Source organism: Chitinophaga pollutisoli, assembly GCF_038396755.1.
In the GTDB taxonomy this organism is placed as follows: domain Bacteria; phylum Bacteroidota; class Bacteroidia; order Chitinophagales; family Chitinophagaceae; genus Chitinophaga; species Chitinophaga pollutisoli.
Map to the genome: position 1 here is coordinate 3823395 of NZ_CP149822.1, position 15854 is coordinate 3839248.

The 15854-nt window shown below is 53.6% G+C and carries 10 protein-coding genes and 2 tRNA genes; 9 read left to right on the plus strand and 3 right to left on the minus strand.

The features are described 5' to 3' along the window. The 3 genes from WJU16_RS16110 (at position 1) to WJU16_RS16120 (ending at position 6031) form a co-directional block, all read left to right on the plus strand. Entirely contained in the window at positions 1-1350 is a 1350-nt protein-coding gene (locus WJU16_RS16110; RefSeq protein WP_341834508.1) for an FGGY family carbohydrate kinase, read from the plus strand. Positions 1351-1556: 206 nt separating this feature from the next. Next, positions 1557-2651 carry a DUF4855 domain-containing protein gene (locus WJU16_RS16115; protein WP_341834509.1) on the plus strand — a complete coding sequence of 365 codons (1095 nt, stop codon included), beginning with the start codon at positions 1557-1559 and terminating at the stop codon, positions 2649-2651. A 362-nt stretch (positions 2652-3013) separates the two neighbouring features. Next, the gene (locus WJU16_RS16120) at positions 3014-6031 is read left to right on the plus strand and encodes a PQQ-dependent sugar dehydrogenase (RefSeq protein WP_341834510.1); all 3018 of its coding nucleotides are present in this window, start codon (positions 3014-3016) and stop codon (positions 6029-6031) included. 533 nt (positions 6032-6564) lie between these two features. Here the strand turns inward: WJU16_RS16120 and WJU16_RS16125 are convergent. Further along, positions 6565-6643, minus strand: a tRNA-Leu gene (locus tag WJU16_RS16125). Positions 6644-7481: 838 nt separating this feature from the next. After that, a tRNA-Leu gene (locus tag WJU16_RS16130) sits at positions 7482-7563 on the minus strand. Between the two features lie 188 nt (positions 7564-7751). On the opposite strand from WJU16_RS16130, the gene WJU16_RS16135 reads away from it, so the two are divergent. From WJU16_RS16135 to WJU16_RS16150, 4 genes are all read left to right on the plus strand, one after another. After that, positions 7752-9992, plus strand: a complete 2241-nt coding sequence (locus tag WJU16_RS16135) for a RelA/SpoT family protein (protein ID WP_341834511.1) — start codon at positions 7752-7754, stop codon at positions 9990-9992. A 73-nt stretch (positions 9993-10065) separates the two neighbouring features. Next, positions 10066-11328 carry an adenylosuccinate synthase gene (locus WJU16_RS16140; RefSeq protein ID WP_341834512.1) on the plus strand — a complete coding sequence of 421 codons (1263 nt, stop codon included), beginning with the start codon at positions 10066-10068 and terminating at the stop codon, positions 11326-11328. Between the two features lie 96 nt (positions 11329-11424). Next, positions 11425-11949, plus strand: coding sequence for a hypothetical protein (locus WJU16_RS16145; protein WP_341834513.1), 525 nt, complete (start codon positions 11425-11427; stop codon positions 11947-11949). Positions 11950-12048: 99 nt separating this feature from the next. Then, complete coding sequence (locus WJU16_RS16150; protein WP_341834514.1) at positions 12049-13245, plus strand: anthranilate synthase component I family protein; 1197 nt, start codon at positions 12049-12051, stop codon at positions 13243-13245. A gap of 5 nt (positions 13246-13250) precedes the next feature. Here the strand turns inward: WJU16_RS16150 and WJU16_RS16155 are convergent, their stop codons facing one another. Further along, on the minus strand, positions 13251-14174 hold the full coding sequence (locus WJU16_RS16155) for a TIGR01777 family oxidoreductase (protein WP_341834515.1): 924 nt from the start codon (positions 14172-14174) through the stop codon (positions 13251-13253). 158 nt (positions 14175-14332) lie between these two features. Between WJU16_RS16155 and WJU16_RS16160 the strand changes: the two genes are divergently transcribed. Beyond that, a complete protein-coding gene (locus WJU16_RS16160) occupies positions 14333-14998 on the plus strand; it encodes a hypothetical protein (protein WP_341834516.1) in 666 nt (221 codons plus the stop codon). Between the two features lie 8 nt (positions 14999-15006). Then, positions 15007-15846, plus strand: a complete 840-nt coding sequence (locus WJU16_RS16165; protein WP_341834517.1) for a hypothetical protein — start codon at positions 15007-15009, stop codon at positions 15844-15846. Positions 15847-15854: the final 8 nt, after the last annotated feature.

Sequence of the window (15854 nt, forward strand, 5' to 3'; positions counted from 1 at the left end):
ATGACGAAGATTCCCGTTATCGCCGTGCTCGACATCGGCAAAACCAATAAGAAGTTGTTCCTTTTCGACGAAAGTTACCGCGTGGTGCATGAGAAGAATGCCCGCCTCCCGGAAACCGCCGACGAAGACGGGGACCCCTGCGAATGCATCCACAGCCTGCGCGATTTCGTGCAGTCGTCGCTGGAGGAAGCTTTGGCGATGCCTGGAGTGGACGTGCGCGCCGTGAACGTATCCGCCTACGGCGCCAGCCTCGTGTATATCGATGCCGACGGCAAACCGCTGACGCCGCTTTACAATTATCTTAAATCGTACCCCGGCCATTTGCGGGATGGGCTGTACGCACGATATGGCGGAAAATCAGGATTCTCCCGGCAAACCGCTTCTCCCGCTTTGGACAGCCTTAACTCAGGCCTGCAGCTTTTCCGCCTGCAGGCCGGGCGTCCGGAGTTGTTTGCCAAAGTGAAACATGCGTTGCACCTGCCGCAATACATCAGTTTTCTGCTCACCGGCGAGGCCTGCGCCGACATTACCAGCATCGGCTGCCATACAGCGCTATGGGATTTTGATAAAAATACCTATCACGCCTGGGTGCGCGACGAAGGGCTGGAAAGCGTTATGGCGCCGTTGCGCGATGCGGGAACGGTGGTAGCGGGAAAGGTAAGCGGGAAGGAAGTTCCGGTGGGGCCGGGACTGCATGATTCTTCCGCCGCGTTGATCCCTTACCTGATGCAGTTCCGCGAGCCTTTTGCCTTGATTTCGACTGGCACATGGTGTATCACCCTCAATCCGTTCAACGCCACACCGCTCACGGCGGAGGAGCTGGAGCAGGATTGCCTGTGCTACCTTTCCTTCGACGGGCGCCCCGTGAAAGCCTCGCGCCTCTTTTCGGGATTTGTGCATGAGCGGGAGGTAGCCAGGATTGCGGAGCATTTCAACCGCCAGTCGGCGCATTGCCAATCTGTGCCTTTCGATGCAGCACTGATGGGAAAGATGTTCCCCGCCGGAGATTTCGCTACGCGCGACCTCTCGCAATTCCGGTCGGATGCGGAGGCTTACCATCAATTGATTTTCGATCTCGTATCGGCGCAACACCGCTCCACTTCGCTGGTGCTGGCAGGCGCGCCGGTTGGAAAGATATTCGTGGACGGAGGGTTTGGGAAGAATGATGTATTCATGCAAATGCTCGCCATGCAGTTCCGTGGTATAGAAGTGTTTGCCGCGCAAGTGCCACAGGCTACCGCACTGGGTGCCGCGCTGGCGCTGCACAGCACCTGGCAGCAGGGGCCGCTGCCGGAACGCCTGATCGAACTGGCCCCATATCCTGATCCCTGCACCGAAATTCTTGGATGATAGACTTCACGATGCACGAGATCGGCAACGACCGTTCATAACAATTGCTGATTAGATACGTGTTAAGTGAAATAGCATACAGGGCGCAAATCTTCATTTGCCGCTCCAATTGATTTCACGAAGAGAATACTATATGCATTGTCTTTTTTTATCACTCAACTGCAATTCCAATACATTGTTTAACTTCAGGTTAAATACATTGTATTATGGCAAGTGCATTTAGGAGAATGTCATCATGCATAGGGATTTTCCTGCTAGTTAGTTTGAATGCCCCGATTTTCGGACAACAATCCCCGACAGTTACCAGTAAAAAGCTACCCGCTAATTACGTTTCTGATCTGGCACTTATATATCAGGGTGGTACCCATCGTATGGACTGGACCCGAGATCAATTCAGTCCCTATGTATTTCGTCAGAGTGGCGCCGGTTTCGAATGGCTATTTGACGGTTTTTTGTTTATCGAATTTAAAGATAATCGTGGTTTTGAATATGCGGAGGGTTATGGACATCGACCAGCTGGACAACAAGAATGGCTATGGCTGCTCAATCGAAATTTTGAAAAAGGGAAAGCTATTCATGCATTGAATAGCTTGCTCGACAGCCTTTCACTGGCTGGGAGAAAGCCAGTACGGAAGCGGAAAGTTGTACTTACAATACCCGAGCCGATCAAGACTAACAAGAATTGGGGACGTATCAACGGCCGGAAGATTAATTTCGCATCGAATGCAGATCGCATAGCAGCCTGCAAGTGGTATATTGACAAAGCGACGGCTTTGTGGAATAAGGCCGGGTTCAAGCATTTGGAGCTGGCGGGATTTTATTGGGTGGCGGAACGGGATATTGATGCCAAAACAGTTTTGCCTGCAGTTTCCGCCAAAATAAAAAAGCAAGGGAAGCGATTTTTCTGGATTCCTTATTATGGTGCCAAAGGAGCGGGGAGTTGGAAAGATCTCGGATTTGACATTGCATATCAACAGCCTAATTACTTTTTTAAACTTAGTACTCCTCACACTGCCCTGACGGGAGCCATTAGTTTTGCCAAGACTAACAACATGGCACTCGAAATGGAATTTGATAAAAGGGTTATCACTGACGACGGGTTTCGCAAGAAATTTACCGATTACCTCGATGAGTTTGAGAAAAACGGAATGCTCAGTAACGCTCCCGTTGCTTACTATGAAGGAGGAGGGGCATGGTATGAAATGAGTATGCAATCCGACAGGAATGTTAAAAGTTTGTTTAATCGGCTAGCGGATATTGTAGCTGAACGGCAAAAGAAAGCGGACGCAAAATCCCGATAATGCAACAATCTCCGATGTTCATTTTTACTGTATTTCATAGTATTATTCCCGGGGTTTAGGGGGATTTGAAATTATTTTCTATTTTTAGCGGGTACGGCAGCATACCACGTTTATTACTGGCTGCCGTCTGCAGGAGAAGTTGCGATCATCCGTCAAACACCGCACTTGTCTGCAACCATTGTGTGCAGAGGTTTCATTCACTTAATAACAGGCCGCAACGAAGGTTGTGTTCCGGCGTCCAGCCATGACCGGTTGAAATACCGGCAGGGAGATGTATGGTCAGAAAGGTTGCAGCCTGGAAGCGATGTTGGAACAAGTAAAAGGAAGCCGGACCACGTCCCGGTACATTATAGATGCACTTCATGAGAAAATTTTGGATGTTCGCGTGCCTGCTGATTTTGGCCGCCTGCTCGCGCAAATCGCCCGGAAACAAAGTATTGCTGCTGCCATCCACGGGCAGCGCGGAAACCATTGCCGCCGTCGTTAAAGCCACGGCCGAAGCCAACGGATGGGAACTGGTGGAAGGAAATAAAACCTTCCTGCACCCGGATTCCCTCCAGCATTACCGCACCGTTGTGTCCGCATGGTCGTACCCCGATTCACTCGACCACCGACAGCTCAACGCCCTCCAGCGCTACCTCGAAGCCGGCGGCACCTGGGCCGTGGTGAAAGATTCCGTGTTTACGCTGAAAGGATGGCCCTGGCTCGATTCGCTGGGAGATAACAATCGCGTCTTCATGGCTTCGCCCACCGAACTGGAAAAAGTGTTGCAGCAAGCCGGAGACGAAGCCCGGGGGCTCGACTATTCCGCCTGCATCACCCTGGCCATTCCGGAGAATAACCGTTACACCTACACGATGCTCGCACAAGGGTTGGATGAACCCCTCCAGCTGGCCGTCCTCCCCGGAAACGACGTCATCTTCGCAGAACGCAAAGGAGCCGTACGCCTCTTCCGCAGCCGCGAAAAAGATGTGGTCACCCTCGCGCAGTTCAACGTTTATAGCGGGCTGGAAGACGGCCTCCTCGGCGTGGCCCTCGATCCCGCATTCGACAAAAACCATTTCGTGTATTTCTATTACGGCGTAGCCGGCGACCTGCACGTCAGCCGCCTCACCCGCATGGAAATGCGCGACCGCAAGCTGTTGCCGGAAACGGAAAAGACCATTCTCGAAATCCCCACGCAACGCAAATACTGCTGCCACTCGGCGGGTTACATGGAATTCGGGCCCGACGGGCTGCTGTATCTTTCCACCGGCGACAATACCAATGCCGAAGAAACGGAAGGATATACCCCGGTAGACGAGCGCCCCGGCCACGAACTGGCCGACGACCAGGCCACATCCGCCTCCTCAGCGGACCTCCGCGGCAAGATCCTCCGCATCCGCATTATGCCCGACGGCACGTATACCATCCCCGACGGCAACCTGTTCCCGAAGGACGGTTCCGCCGGCCGCCCGGAGATCTACGTGATGGGTTGCCGCAATCCTTTCCGCTTCAGCGTCGACCGTAAAAACCAATATGTGTACTGGGGCGACGTGGGGCCAGATACCAAAGTGCCCGGGAGCGAAGGCACCATCAGTTACGACGAAATCAACCAGGCGCGCCAGCCCGGATTCTTCGGGTGGCCGTACTTCCTGGGCGAGAACGAAGGGCTGCCCAAATGGAATTTCGCCACTAAAACCGAAGGCCCGAAGCTGGACCCGGCGAAACCGGTAAACGCTTCTCCCAATAACAAAGGCATCCGCGAGCTGCCGCCCGCGCAACCCGCGATGATCTGGTTTGGCGACGGGCCTTCCGCCAAATTCCCCCTGGTGGGCAAAGGCGGGCAGAGCGTGATGGCGGGGCCGGTGTATTACGCCGACCAGTTCGCCAATGCAGAATACAAACTCTCCGATTACTACGACGGCAAGCTGCTCATTTACGACTGGGTGCGCCGCTGGATCATGGCGGTTACCTTCGACAAAGACCACCGTTATCTCCGCATGGAGCCCTTCCTCGACCACCTGGAGCCTGCCGCCCCCATCGATCTGCGTTTTGCGGACGACGGATCCATTTACATGCTGGAATATGGTACCAACTGGTTTTCCCGGAACATGGACGCGCGCCTGGTCCGCATCACCTACGCCGCTGGCAACCGCCGGCCGGTAGCCGCAATTGCGGCCGACAAGCTGGCGGGGCCGGCGCCCATGACGGTGCGGCTATCTGCCGGTGGTTCTTCCGATCCCGACCGGAACGACGCGCTGCATTACACCTGGAGCATCGAAGGAAAGGATTATTCCGATTCGGCGATCTCCCACACTTTCAACAACCCTGGCGTGCATAAAGTGATGCTGACGGTGACGGACGATCATAAAGCCTTCGACACCGCTTCACTCTATATCAAAGCCGGCAACACGCCGCCCGTGGTGGAGATTACGTCCGACGCGAATACTTCGTTTTATTGGGATAACGCAACTTTCCCGTATAAAGTGACGGTAACCGATCCGGAAGATGGTCCTGTTGCGCCGGAAAAGGTGACGGTGGGTTTCAGCTTTATCCCGTACGGCCGCGATATGGCCGGTGTGCTGACGCAGGGTGGGGCGATGCCCGCGCCGAAAGGGAAGGAACTGTTCTATTCGCAGGATTGCAAGGCTTGCCATACCGAAAACAGCGCGTCCGTAGGGCCGAGCCTGATGGATATCGCCGGAAAGTATGCGCATGACGATAAGAACACGGCCTTGCTGGCTGATAAAGTGATCCGCGGGGGAAGCGGCGTGTGGGGCAACCGCCCGATGAGCGCGCATCCGGGGATGGCGGTGGAAGAAGCGAAGATGATCGTGGATTATATTTTGTCGCTCAGGAATACGGGAGCCAGCCTGCAACCGCAAGGGACGATGGTGCTGAAGGACCACATCGGCAAACCCGCCTCCGGCGTCTATCTGCTCCATGCCCGTTATACTGATGGCGGCGCCAATGGCATCGAGTCACTCACGGGCCAGCAATTCGTTATGCTTCGCCATCCGAAACTGGAAGCGGAAGAACGGGATGTAGACGGGAATATCCGTTTCCTCAATTACATCAACGAGCTGCTCAGCTACGGCGTAGCGCGTGACGGCAGTTATTTCATGTTCAGGAACATCGACCTCAAAGGAATAAATCGCGCCCGTTTCCGCGTGATGCTGCAGGGCGCGGGTGGCACCCTTGAGCTGCGGGTGGGCTCGAAAGACGGCCCCTGGGTCTGCGAACTGGAAGTACCCGCAGGCAAAGGCGAATGGGTGGAACTGACGGCTCCCGTCAAGGAAAGCAAAGCCCGCCTGGATCTCTGGTTCGTTTTCCGCAATCCCGGCCAACAGGGCCAGCTTTTCTGCATCGACTGGACACTATTCGAGCATGTAAAATAAACCCCGGAGGGCACCCGCCTCCGCGCCTCAAGCGCTGAAAGCCGCCCGTAACAGGCGGCTTTCTTCTTATTATACACATACATGTTTGTGTCGTGTGACTTACTTGAGCCATCCCTGAACCATACTTGAGATACGGTTGAGATACCCCTTATATAGGGTGGCTCAACGATGGCTCAACCGTGGCTCAAAGGTATCTCAAGGGTATCTCATCCTACCTGTAACCCTTTGTCAAGCTCGTTTTTAACTGTAAAGCCGCCTGTAAAAAGGCGGCTTTACCGATTTTTGCTATCACGACATTATTTCTTGAGTTCGTTTTGCAGCATCGATTTCAGTTCCGGGGAGGAAGGGCGCGGCGCGTCGGTGGATACGATGTTGCCTTGCTTGCGGTATTCCTTTTATCAGTGCGGATGAAGGGACTCGAACCCCCATGCCTCGCGGCACCAGATCCTAAGTCTGGCGTGTCAAATCTAATTGCTGCCGCATCAACGATATAAAAACAAAAAGGAACACCTTGCGGTATTCCTTTTTTCCAGTGCGGATGAAGGGACTCGAACCCCCATGCCTCGCGGCACCAGATCCTAAGTCTGGCGTATCAAATCTAATTGCTGCCGCATCAACGATATAAAAACAAAAAGGAACACCTTGCGGTATTCCTTTTTTCCAGTGCGGATGAAGGGACTCGAACCCCCATGCCTCGCGGCACCAGATCCTAAGTCTGGCGTGTCAAATCTAATTGCTGCCGCATCAATGATATAAAAACAAAAAGGAACACCTTGCGGTATTCCTTTTTTCCAGTGCGGATGAAGGGACTCGAACCCCCATGCCTCGCGGCACCAGATCCTAAGTCTGGCGTGTCAAATCTAATTGCTGCCGCATCAACGATATAAAAACAAAAAGGAACACCTTGCGGTATTCCTTTTTTCCAGTGCGGATGAAGGGACTCGAACCCCCATGCCTCGCGGCGCCAGATCCTAAGTCTGGCGTGTCAAATCTAATTGCTGCCGCATCAACGATATAAAAACAAAAAGGAACGCCTTGCGGTATTCCTTTTTTCCAGTGCGGATGAAGGGACTCGAACCCCCATGCCTCGCGGCACCAGATCGTAAGTCTGGCGTGTCAAATCTAATTGCTGCCGCATCAACGATATAAAAACAAAAAGGAACACCTTGCGGTATTCCTTTTTTCCAGTGCGGATGAAGGGACTCGAACCCCCATGCCTCGCGGCACCAGATCCTAAGTCTGGCGTGTCAAATCTAATTGCTGCCGCATCAACGATATAAAAACAAAAAGGAACACCTTGCGGTATTCCTTTTTTCCAGTGCGGATGAAGGGACTCGAACCCCCATGCCTCGCGGCACCAGATCCTAAGTCTGGCGTGTCAAATCTAATTGCTGCCGCATCAACGATATAAAAACAAAAAGGAACACCTTGCGGTATTCCTTTTTTCCAGTGCGGATGAAGGGACTCGAACCCCCATGCCTCGCGGCACCAGATCCTAAGTCTGGCGTGTCTACCAATTTCACCACATCCGCTTTTTCGAAGGATGCAAAGGTATTCTTTTTTAGGAATTATAAAAATTATGGATATCGGGGACTGGGTAGGAGAATTTATTGTATTGATAATCAGTTTGTTGTGTGGATAAGTATCGCTAATGGGTAGCAGCCTGCCGCAATGGCAGAATTCCCCTGTATGGTCCTCTTTTTGTATTTTTGAACTTAGCATGGATACAGTGACCGTTCAAAAATACAATCTCGACGAAGAACAGGAGAAAAAGGAGATCGTCCGCCATTACCGCGCTCTTTTACGTGCCCTGAAGCCCCGTCTCAAAAAAGGAGACCGGGAACTGGTGCGCACCGCCTTCGAAATGGCGGCCGACGCGCACCGGGATATGCGCCGTAAATCCGGTGAACCCTACATCCTCCACCCCCTTGCCGTTGCGCAAATCACCGTGGAAGAAATCGGCCTCGGCGTACGATCCGCCATCTGCGCCCTCCTGCACGATACCGTGGAAGATACCGAAGTAACCCTCGAAGACGTGGAACGCGAATTCGGCAGCGAAATCGCCCATATCGTGGACGGCCTTACCAAAATATCGACCGTCATCGATTCCAACACCAGCACCATGCAGGCGGAGAATTTCAAAAAAATTCTCCTCACCCTGGCCGACGATCCGCGGGTCATCCTCATCAAACTGGCCGACAGGCTGCACAATATGCGCACCCTCGACTCCATGGCCCGCGAGAAACAACTCAAGATCGCCTCCGAAACAGTGTTCATCTACGCCCCCCTGGCCCACCGCCTCGGTTTGTATAATATCAAGTCCGAACTCGAAGACCTCGCCATGAAGTACACCGAGCAGGACAACTACCGCGAGATCGCCCGCCGCCTGAAAGAAACCAAGCGCGAGCGCACCCGCTATATCAACGAATTCATCAAGCCCATCAAGGAAGTACTCCAGGAAGAAGGCTTCAACTTCGAAATCTACGGCCGCCCCAAATCGATTCACTCCATCTGGAACAAGATCAAAACCAAAGGCGTCCAGTTCGAGGAAGTATACGACCTCTTCGCCATCCGCATCATCCTGGATTCGGCTGCCGATAAGGAAAAAGCCGACTGCTGGAAGGTCTATTCCATCATCACCGACTTCTACCACCCCAGCCCCGAACGCACACGCGACTGGCTCTCCAACCCGAAAGGCAACGGCTACGAAGCCCTGCACGTTACGGTAATGGGCCCCAACGGGAAGTGGGTGGAAGTGCAGATCCGCTCCAAGCGCATGAACGACTACGCCGAAAAAGGCGTGGCCGCCCACTGGCGGTATAAGGAAGGCAACTCCAACGTCCAGGAATCCAAGTTCGAACAATGGTTCAGCCAGATCCGGGAAATCCTGAACAGTCCGGATACCAATACCCTCGACTTCCTGGCCGATTTTAAAAGCAACCTCTTCACGGAGGAAATTTACGTCTACACCCCCAAGGGGGACCTCAAAATACTACCGGCCAGTTCCACGGCCCTCGATTTCGCGTATTCCATCCACTCCGCCGTGGGCAACAAGTGCATCGGCGCGAAGGTGAACTATAAACTGGTGCCCCTCAGCCATAAGCTCCGCAGCGGCGACCAGGTGGAAATCATCACGTCCAACAAGCAGAAGCCTTCGGAAGATTGGCTCAATATCGTGCTCACGGCCAAAGCCAAAAGCAAGATCAAGGACGCGCTGAAGGAAGAAAAGCGGAAAGTGGCCATGGACGGGAAGGAAGTGCTGTACCGCAAGCTGGATCACATGAAGGCCAGCCCCAGCCAGTATAATATCAACGAACTGGTGCAGTTCTATAAACAACCTTCGCCGCTGGACCTCTACTACCAGATCGCGGTGAAGAACATTGACCTGCGGGAACTGAAGCAGTTCAACGTGCTGGGCGACAAACTGGAGCCTCCCAAACCCGTGAAGCCTGCGGAACCGGCCCCGGTGGAGGAACACCATAAGGTGAAGGAGTCCAACAAGAAAGACGCCGAGCTGATCATTTTCGGGGAAAGCTCCGACAAGATTGCGTATAAACTGGCCAACTGCTGCCGCCCCATCCCGGGCGACGACGTGTTCGGCTTCGTGACGGCCAGCGAAGGGCTGAAGATCCACCGGACGAACTGCCCCAACGCCGCCCAGCTGCTGGCCAACTACGGCCACCGGGTGGTGAAGACGAAATGGGTGAAAAACCGTGAGATCTCGTTCCTGACGGGGCTGAAGATCGTGGGGATGGACGATGTGGGCGTGATCCACAAGATCACCAATATCATCTCCGGTGAGCTGAAGATCAATATCGCCGGGCTTACGATCGAGTCGAAGGAAGGGTTGTTTGAAGGGCTGATCAAGGTTTTCGTACATGATAAGGACGAACTGGAGGAACTGGTGAACCGCCTGAAGGGGCTGGATGGTATCCAGAGCATCAACCGGCTGGAAGATTAATTTTATTTCTCCCGATTTTCATACAATCGCCTTATTTTTGCCACTTCTTTAAACCATAATTAACTTTTCAACAATGGTAGATGTTCTGCTGGGGCTGCAATGGGGCGATGAAGGCAAAGGCAAGATCGTAGATTACTTTGCCGGTAAATATGATATCATCGCACGCTTCCAGGGCGGCCCGAACGCGGGCCATACTTTGTATGTAAACGGCCAGAAAGTGGTGCTGCATACGATCCCCTCCGGCGTTTTTCACGGCAATACCCTCAACCTGATCGGTAATGGGGTGGTGCTCGACCCGGTGACTTTCCGTAAAGAATGCCAGAAAGTGGCGGATTTGGGCATCGATCTGTCCAAAAACCTTTTTATTGCGGAAAAAACGCATATCATCGTGCCAACCCACCGGGCGCTCGACAAAGCTTCCGAGTTGTCGAAAGGCCAGGAAAAGATCGGTTCTACCCTGAAAGGGATCGGGCCGGCTTACATGGATAAAACGGGGCGTAACGGCCTCCGCGTGGGTGATGTGCTCCGGAGCGACTTCCGCCAGCAGTATGAAAAACTGAAGGCCAAACATCTCCAGTTACTAGCCAATTATAATTTCGATGAAGACATCGCCGAATGGGAAAATGAGTTCTGGGAAGCGGTGGAATTCCTCTCGAAAATGAATATCGTGAATGGGGAATACTGGCTGAACGGCTATCTGAAAGCCGGCAAGAAAGTATTGGCCGAAGGCGCACAGGGCAGCATGCTCGACGTGGATTTCGGTACCTATCCCTTCGTAACCTCTTCCAACACCATCTCCGCCGGCGTATGCACCGGCCTGGGCATCGCTCCCAAATGGATCACCGAGGTGATCGGGGTGACCAAGGCGTACTGCACCCGCGTGGGCGGCGGTCCCTTCCCGACCGAGCTGGAAAACGAGACCGGCGAACAGCTGCGCCAGGCAGGCCATGAATTTGGCGCCACTACGGGCCGCCCCCGCCGTTGCGGCTGGATCGACCTCGTAGCCCTGGACTATACCTGCATGCTCAGCGGCGTTACCCAGCTGGTAATGACCAAATCGGACGTGCTCGACGGTTTCGATACCGTTCACGCCTGCATCGCGTATAACATTGACGGTCAGACCACCCGCGAAATGCCATTCAATATATGCGGGGCCAAAATCGAGCCCGTGCTGGAAAGCTTCCCCGGATGGTCGGAACCCACTGCAAAAAGTGAACGATACGACGCATTACCTTTGGAAATGAAAAATTTCTTATCTTTTGTGGAAGACTACCTGAAAGTGCCTGTACAGTACGTTTCCAACGGGCCGGGTAGAGATCAGATTCTCGAAAAATAAAGGCAAAAAGCTACGAAAAAAACAGTCAAAAAAAATTTGGCGAAACAAAAAAACTGTTAAAACTTTACCCTTAGAATCTAATTGTAACGTACCATTATGAAATCAAAATCTGATAAAGAGAAAGAGACTAAAAAGACTACTTCGCCTAAGACTGACAAAGCCTCTGAAAAGAAAGCCAGCGCCAGGCCTAAGAAGGAAGTAGACGAGGATGAAGATGAGGATGAGGAGGAATCTCCCCGTAAGTCTGCTGCATCTAAAAAATCAGATAAGCTTGCGGCAAAATCGAAGAAAGACGACGACGATGACGATGATGACGACGATGACGAGGACGATGCCCCGAAAAGAGGTCGCCCCGCCAAAGCCGGCACCCGTAAGAAAAGCGATGATGATGACGACGATGATGCCGACGACGACGATGCCGATGACGATGCATGGGAAAAAGGTGAAGACGAGGATTATGATCCGGATTTCGAAGAATTCGATATGCCGAAGCCGAAAAACAAGCGCGGCCGTCCTTCCAAGAAAAGCTCCGACGATGACGACGATCTTGGACTGGATGAGGAATTCAAAGACATGGATCTGTTTAACGATCGCTTCGACGACGACGATGATGATTTCTAATTTGTAAACGTGCTATCATACAGTTTTCCTGTTAAAGATATAAGCGCAACGAAACTGCAAATGTTGAGCTGGGGCAACCGGTTCAACATTTGTTGTTTTTTGGACAATAACAATTATAGCCTGGCTGGTTCCCGCGCTGAAGCCATCCTCGCCGCAGATGCTGTCGAAATCCTGGAATCCCCCGCCGGTAGCGCCTTCAATAAACTGCGCCGCTTCCACGACGACAAGCCCGGATGGCTCTTCGGCCATCTGTCCTACGATCTTAAAAACGAAACGGAAAAGCTTGGGAGCCAACACCCTGACGGTATCGGGTTCCCCGACCTGTCATTCTTCCGTCCCCGCTACGTCCTCCGCCTCTCCGCCTCCACGCTCGAAATCTCAGGCGAAAGCCTCAGCGAGCAGGAAGCCAGGGCCATCCATGCCGAATTGCTGTCCCAGCCGGCGATATCCACCGCACCGCCGCTGCCGCTCGTTTCCCAGTCGCGCCTCCAGCGCGCCGGCTACCTGGAAGCCGTCCATGCCCTACAGGAGCATATCCGCAAAGGCGATTGCTACGAGGTTAACTTTTGCCGCGAGCAATACGCCCACGCCCGCCTCCAGGACCCCGCTTCCGTGTTCCTCCGCCTCAACGGCCTGAGCCCCGCGCCCTTCGCGGCATATTACCGCCGTGGGCTCCGCTACCTGGCCTGTTCCAGCCCGGAGCGCTTCCTCCGTAAAGAAGGGGACCGGATCATATCCCAGCCCATCAAAGGCACCATCCGCCGCGCCGCAGACCCCGCGGAAGACGCAGCCCTGCTGCAGGCGCTGCGCAACTCCCCCAAAGAACAATCGGAAAACGTTATGGTGGTAGACCTCGTCCGCAACGACCTCTCCCGCACCGCCGTGCGCGGCAGCGTGGAAGTTTCGGAGCTTTTCGGAATCTACAGCTTCCCGCAGGTGCATCACATGATCAGCACCGTTTCGGCCACACTCGACCCCGCCTTCCATTTCACCGACGCCATCCGCAACGCCTTCCCCATGGGCTCCATGACCGGCGCGCCCAAGGTGAAAGTCATGCAGCTGATCGAACAATACGAAAAAACGCGGAGAGGACTGTTCTCCGGCGCAGTGGGGTACATCACGCCCGAAGGCGATTTCGACTTCAATGTGGTGATCCGCAGTATTCTGTATAGTGCTGAAAATCATTACGTATCCTTCCAGACAGGCTCCGCCATTACCTTTTACAGCAACCCGGAAAAAGAGTGGGAAGAATGTCTCCTGAAAGCCCGTGCGTTGCGCCAGGCCCTTGGTATCTGAGCGGGTTATTCGCCCGAAGTGACCAGTTGCGCCAGCGCATCGGAGATGCGCGGGTAGGAGAACTGGAAACCGGTAGACTGGATCTTCGCGGACGAGGCTTTCACGCTTTTGAGGACTTCCACGCTCATTTCGCCCATCGCCAGCTTGAGGGCGAAAGCGGGAACGTGTACCGTGACGAAGCTTTTCCCCTTAACGGTGCGCGCCAGCTGGGTCACGAGCTCCTGGTTGGTGACAGGGAAGGGCGCCACAGCGTTGTAGATACCGCTCAGCTGGTCGTTGGCCAGAGCGTTATGGTAGAGGCGGACGAGGTCGTGGAGGTGGATCCAGGAAATGAATTGCTGGCCGCCGCCCATGACGGTGGCGAAGCCGAGGCGGACGGGCTTGATAAATTCCTTCAGGGCGCCGCCTTTATTGGATAATACGATACCAGTGCGGAAGATGATGACTTTTTTGCCGAGGGATTCCATCTGGCGGACGCTGTTTTCCCAGGCCACGCAGGTGTTTCCGAGGTAATCGTTGGCCGGAGGGTCGGTTTCGGTGAAGTTTCTGCCCTGGAATTCGCCGTAGAACCCCGTTGCGGAGGCGCTTACGAAAGTCCTGACCTTGTTTTCGGTGCGGGAAAGCTGGTCGAACAGGAGTTGGGAAGATTGCACGCGGCTGTCGAGGATTTCCTGCTTGCGGGATGCGGTCCACCGCTTGTCGGCCACATTGGCCCCTGCCAGATGGATGATCTGGTCGGCTTCCTGCAGCGCGGCTGCATCCAGCGTTTGGGCGGAGGGGTCCCAGAGGGCGTATCGGAGGTTAGGGTGGTGGGGAGATCGCATCTTCCGCGTGTAGACGATAACGCGATAACCCCGTTCGAGGAGGAAGTCCGTCAGCGCCCTGCCTACCAGGCCGGTGCCGCCTGTTATCAAAACCGTGTCCATCATGATGAAAAGCCAGTTGTTCCTCCGTAAATTTACACAATAAATTCCGGCATGTTCCTGCTACTTGGCAATAAGATATTTTTCATGTAGGTTTGAACCGGATCTATGCTAAAACCGCCGTATCAGGCGTTTATCCTGTAGATTACCTTAAACTTATGCCCATGCGCTTCCGTCATATCCTCCCGTTTATCGCGCTGATGCTCTGCGCTTCCCTCGCCATGGCCCAGAAAATCACCTACTCCGAGCCGGAAAGGGATGATTATAAAACCACCGAATTCGAAATCGTAGGCAGGGTTTCCGGAAACATCCTCGTGTATAAAGCCGACCGCGGCGAATACAATATTTCGGTTTACGACAACGGGATGCAGCTGCTCGACCGCGTGAAGCTCGACTTCCTTCCCAAAAAACTGATCAGTGTCGACTTCGTGTCTTACCCCGAATTCTCGTACATGATCTACCAGTTCCAGCGGAAAGATGCGGTGTACAGCTTCGTGGGGCGCGTCAACGGGAAAGGGCAGTTCATGGAAGCCCCGCTCATGATCGATTCCACCCGCATCGGCTTCTATTCGAAAGAAAATAAAATCTACTCCGTAGAAACTTCGGAAGACAAAAACCGCATCCTCATTTATAAAATCAACCAGGATAAGGAAGACAACAACGTTTTCTATACTTTCCTGTACGACAGTTCCTTCAACCTCATCAACAACAGCCGCGTCAGCCTACCCATGGCGGGCAAGAAGCAGTTTCTCAATAATTTCAATCTCAACAACGACGGCGACCTGTTTTTCACCAAACTGGAAAGAGGCTCGGGGAGGATTACATCGTGAATGGCAGCGTGATCATTAAACGGGCGACCACAGACGCTTTCGAGACGTATCCATTCGAAAAGAAGGAATTGTTGCTGGACGAAGTGAAGCTCAAACTCGATAACCAGGACAAACAGGCCCTGGTGACCGCCTTCTTCTACAAGCAGAAGCGCGGGAACGTGGAAGGGATGTACCTCATGCGGCTGGATTATGCGGGCAACCGGAAAGTGTTCGAGAAGGAGGTGGTGTTTACGCCCGAGCTGAAGCAGAAGGCGAAAGGCGATGCTTCCACCAATGCGGCTTTCAATGATTATTTCATCCGCAAGATCGTGAATACGTCCAACGGCGGTTTTATGCTGACGGCGGAATCTTATTATACAACTTCCCGCAGCCAGCCCTGGAACCGCTGGAATTACATGTATGGCGGTTATGGTGGATATTATCCTTATTACTACTCGCCCTACAGCCCGTATTATTACAATCCCTACGGCTGGAACGACGGTCAGGGAACGCGGTACCACTACGATAACATCGCGGTGCTGGCGTTCGACGAGCAGGGGGAACTGACGTTCAGCAACTTCGTGCACAAAAGCCAGTTCGACGACGGCGCGGATCTGTACCTGAGTTATATGCTTGTGAATGTGGGCAGCGAGCTGCGGTTCCTGTTCAACGAACTGGAGCGCCGGCAGTATGTGCTGACGGAGAATACCCTTGGCCCGGATGGGAAGGTGAGCCGCAAGCCCACGCTGCGGAATCTCGACAAGGGGTTTACCTGGATGCCCCGTTATGGCAAACAAATAAGTGGCCGGACGGTGCTCATCCCCTGTATTTACAGGAATTATATTTGCTTTGCAAAAATTGACTTTTAACCCCACCT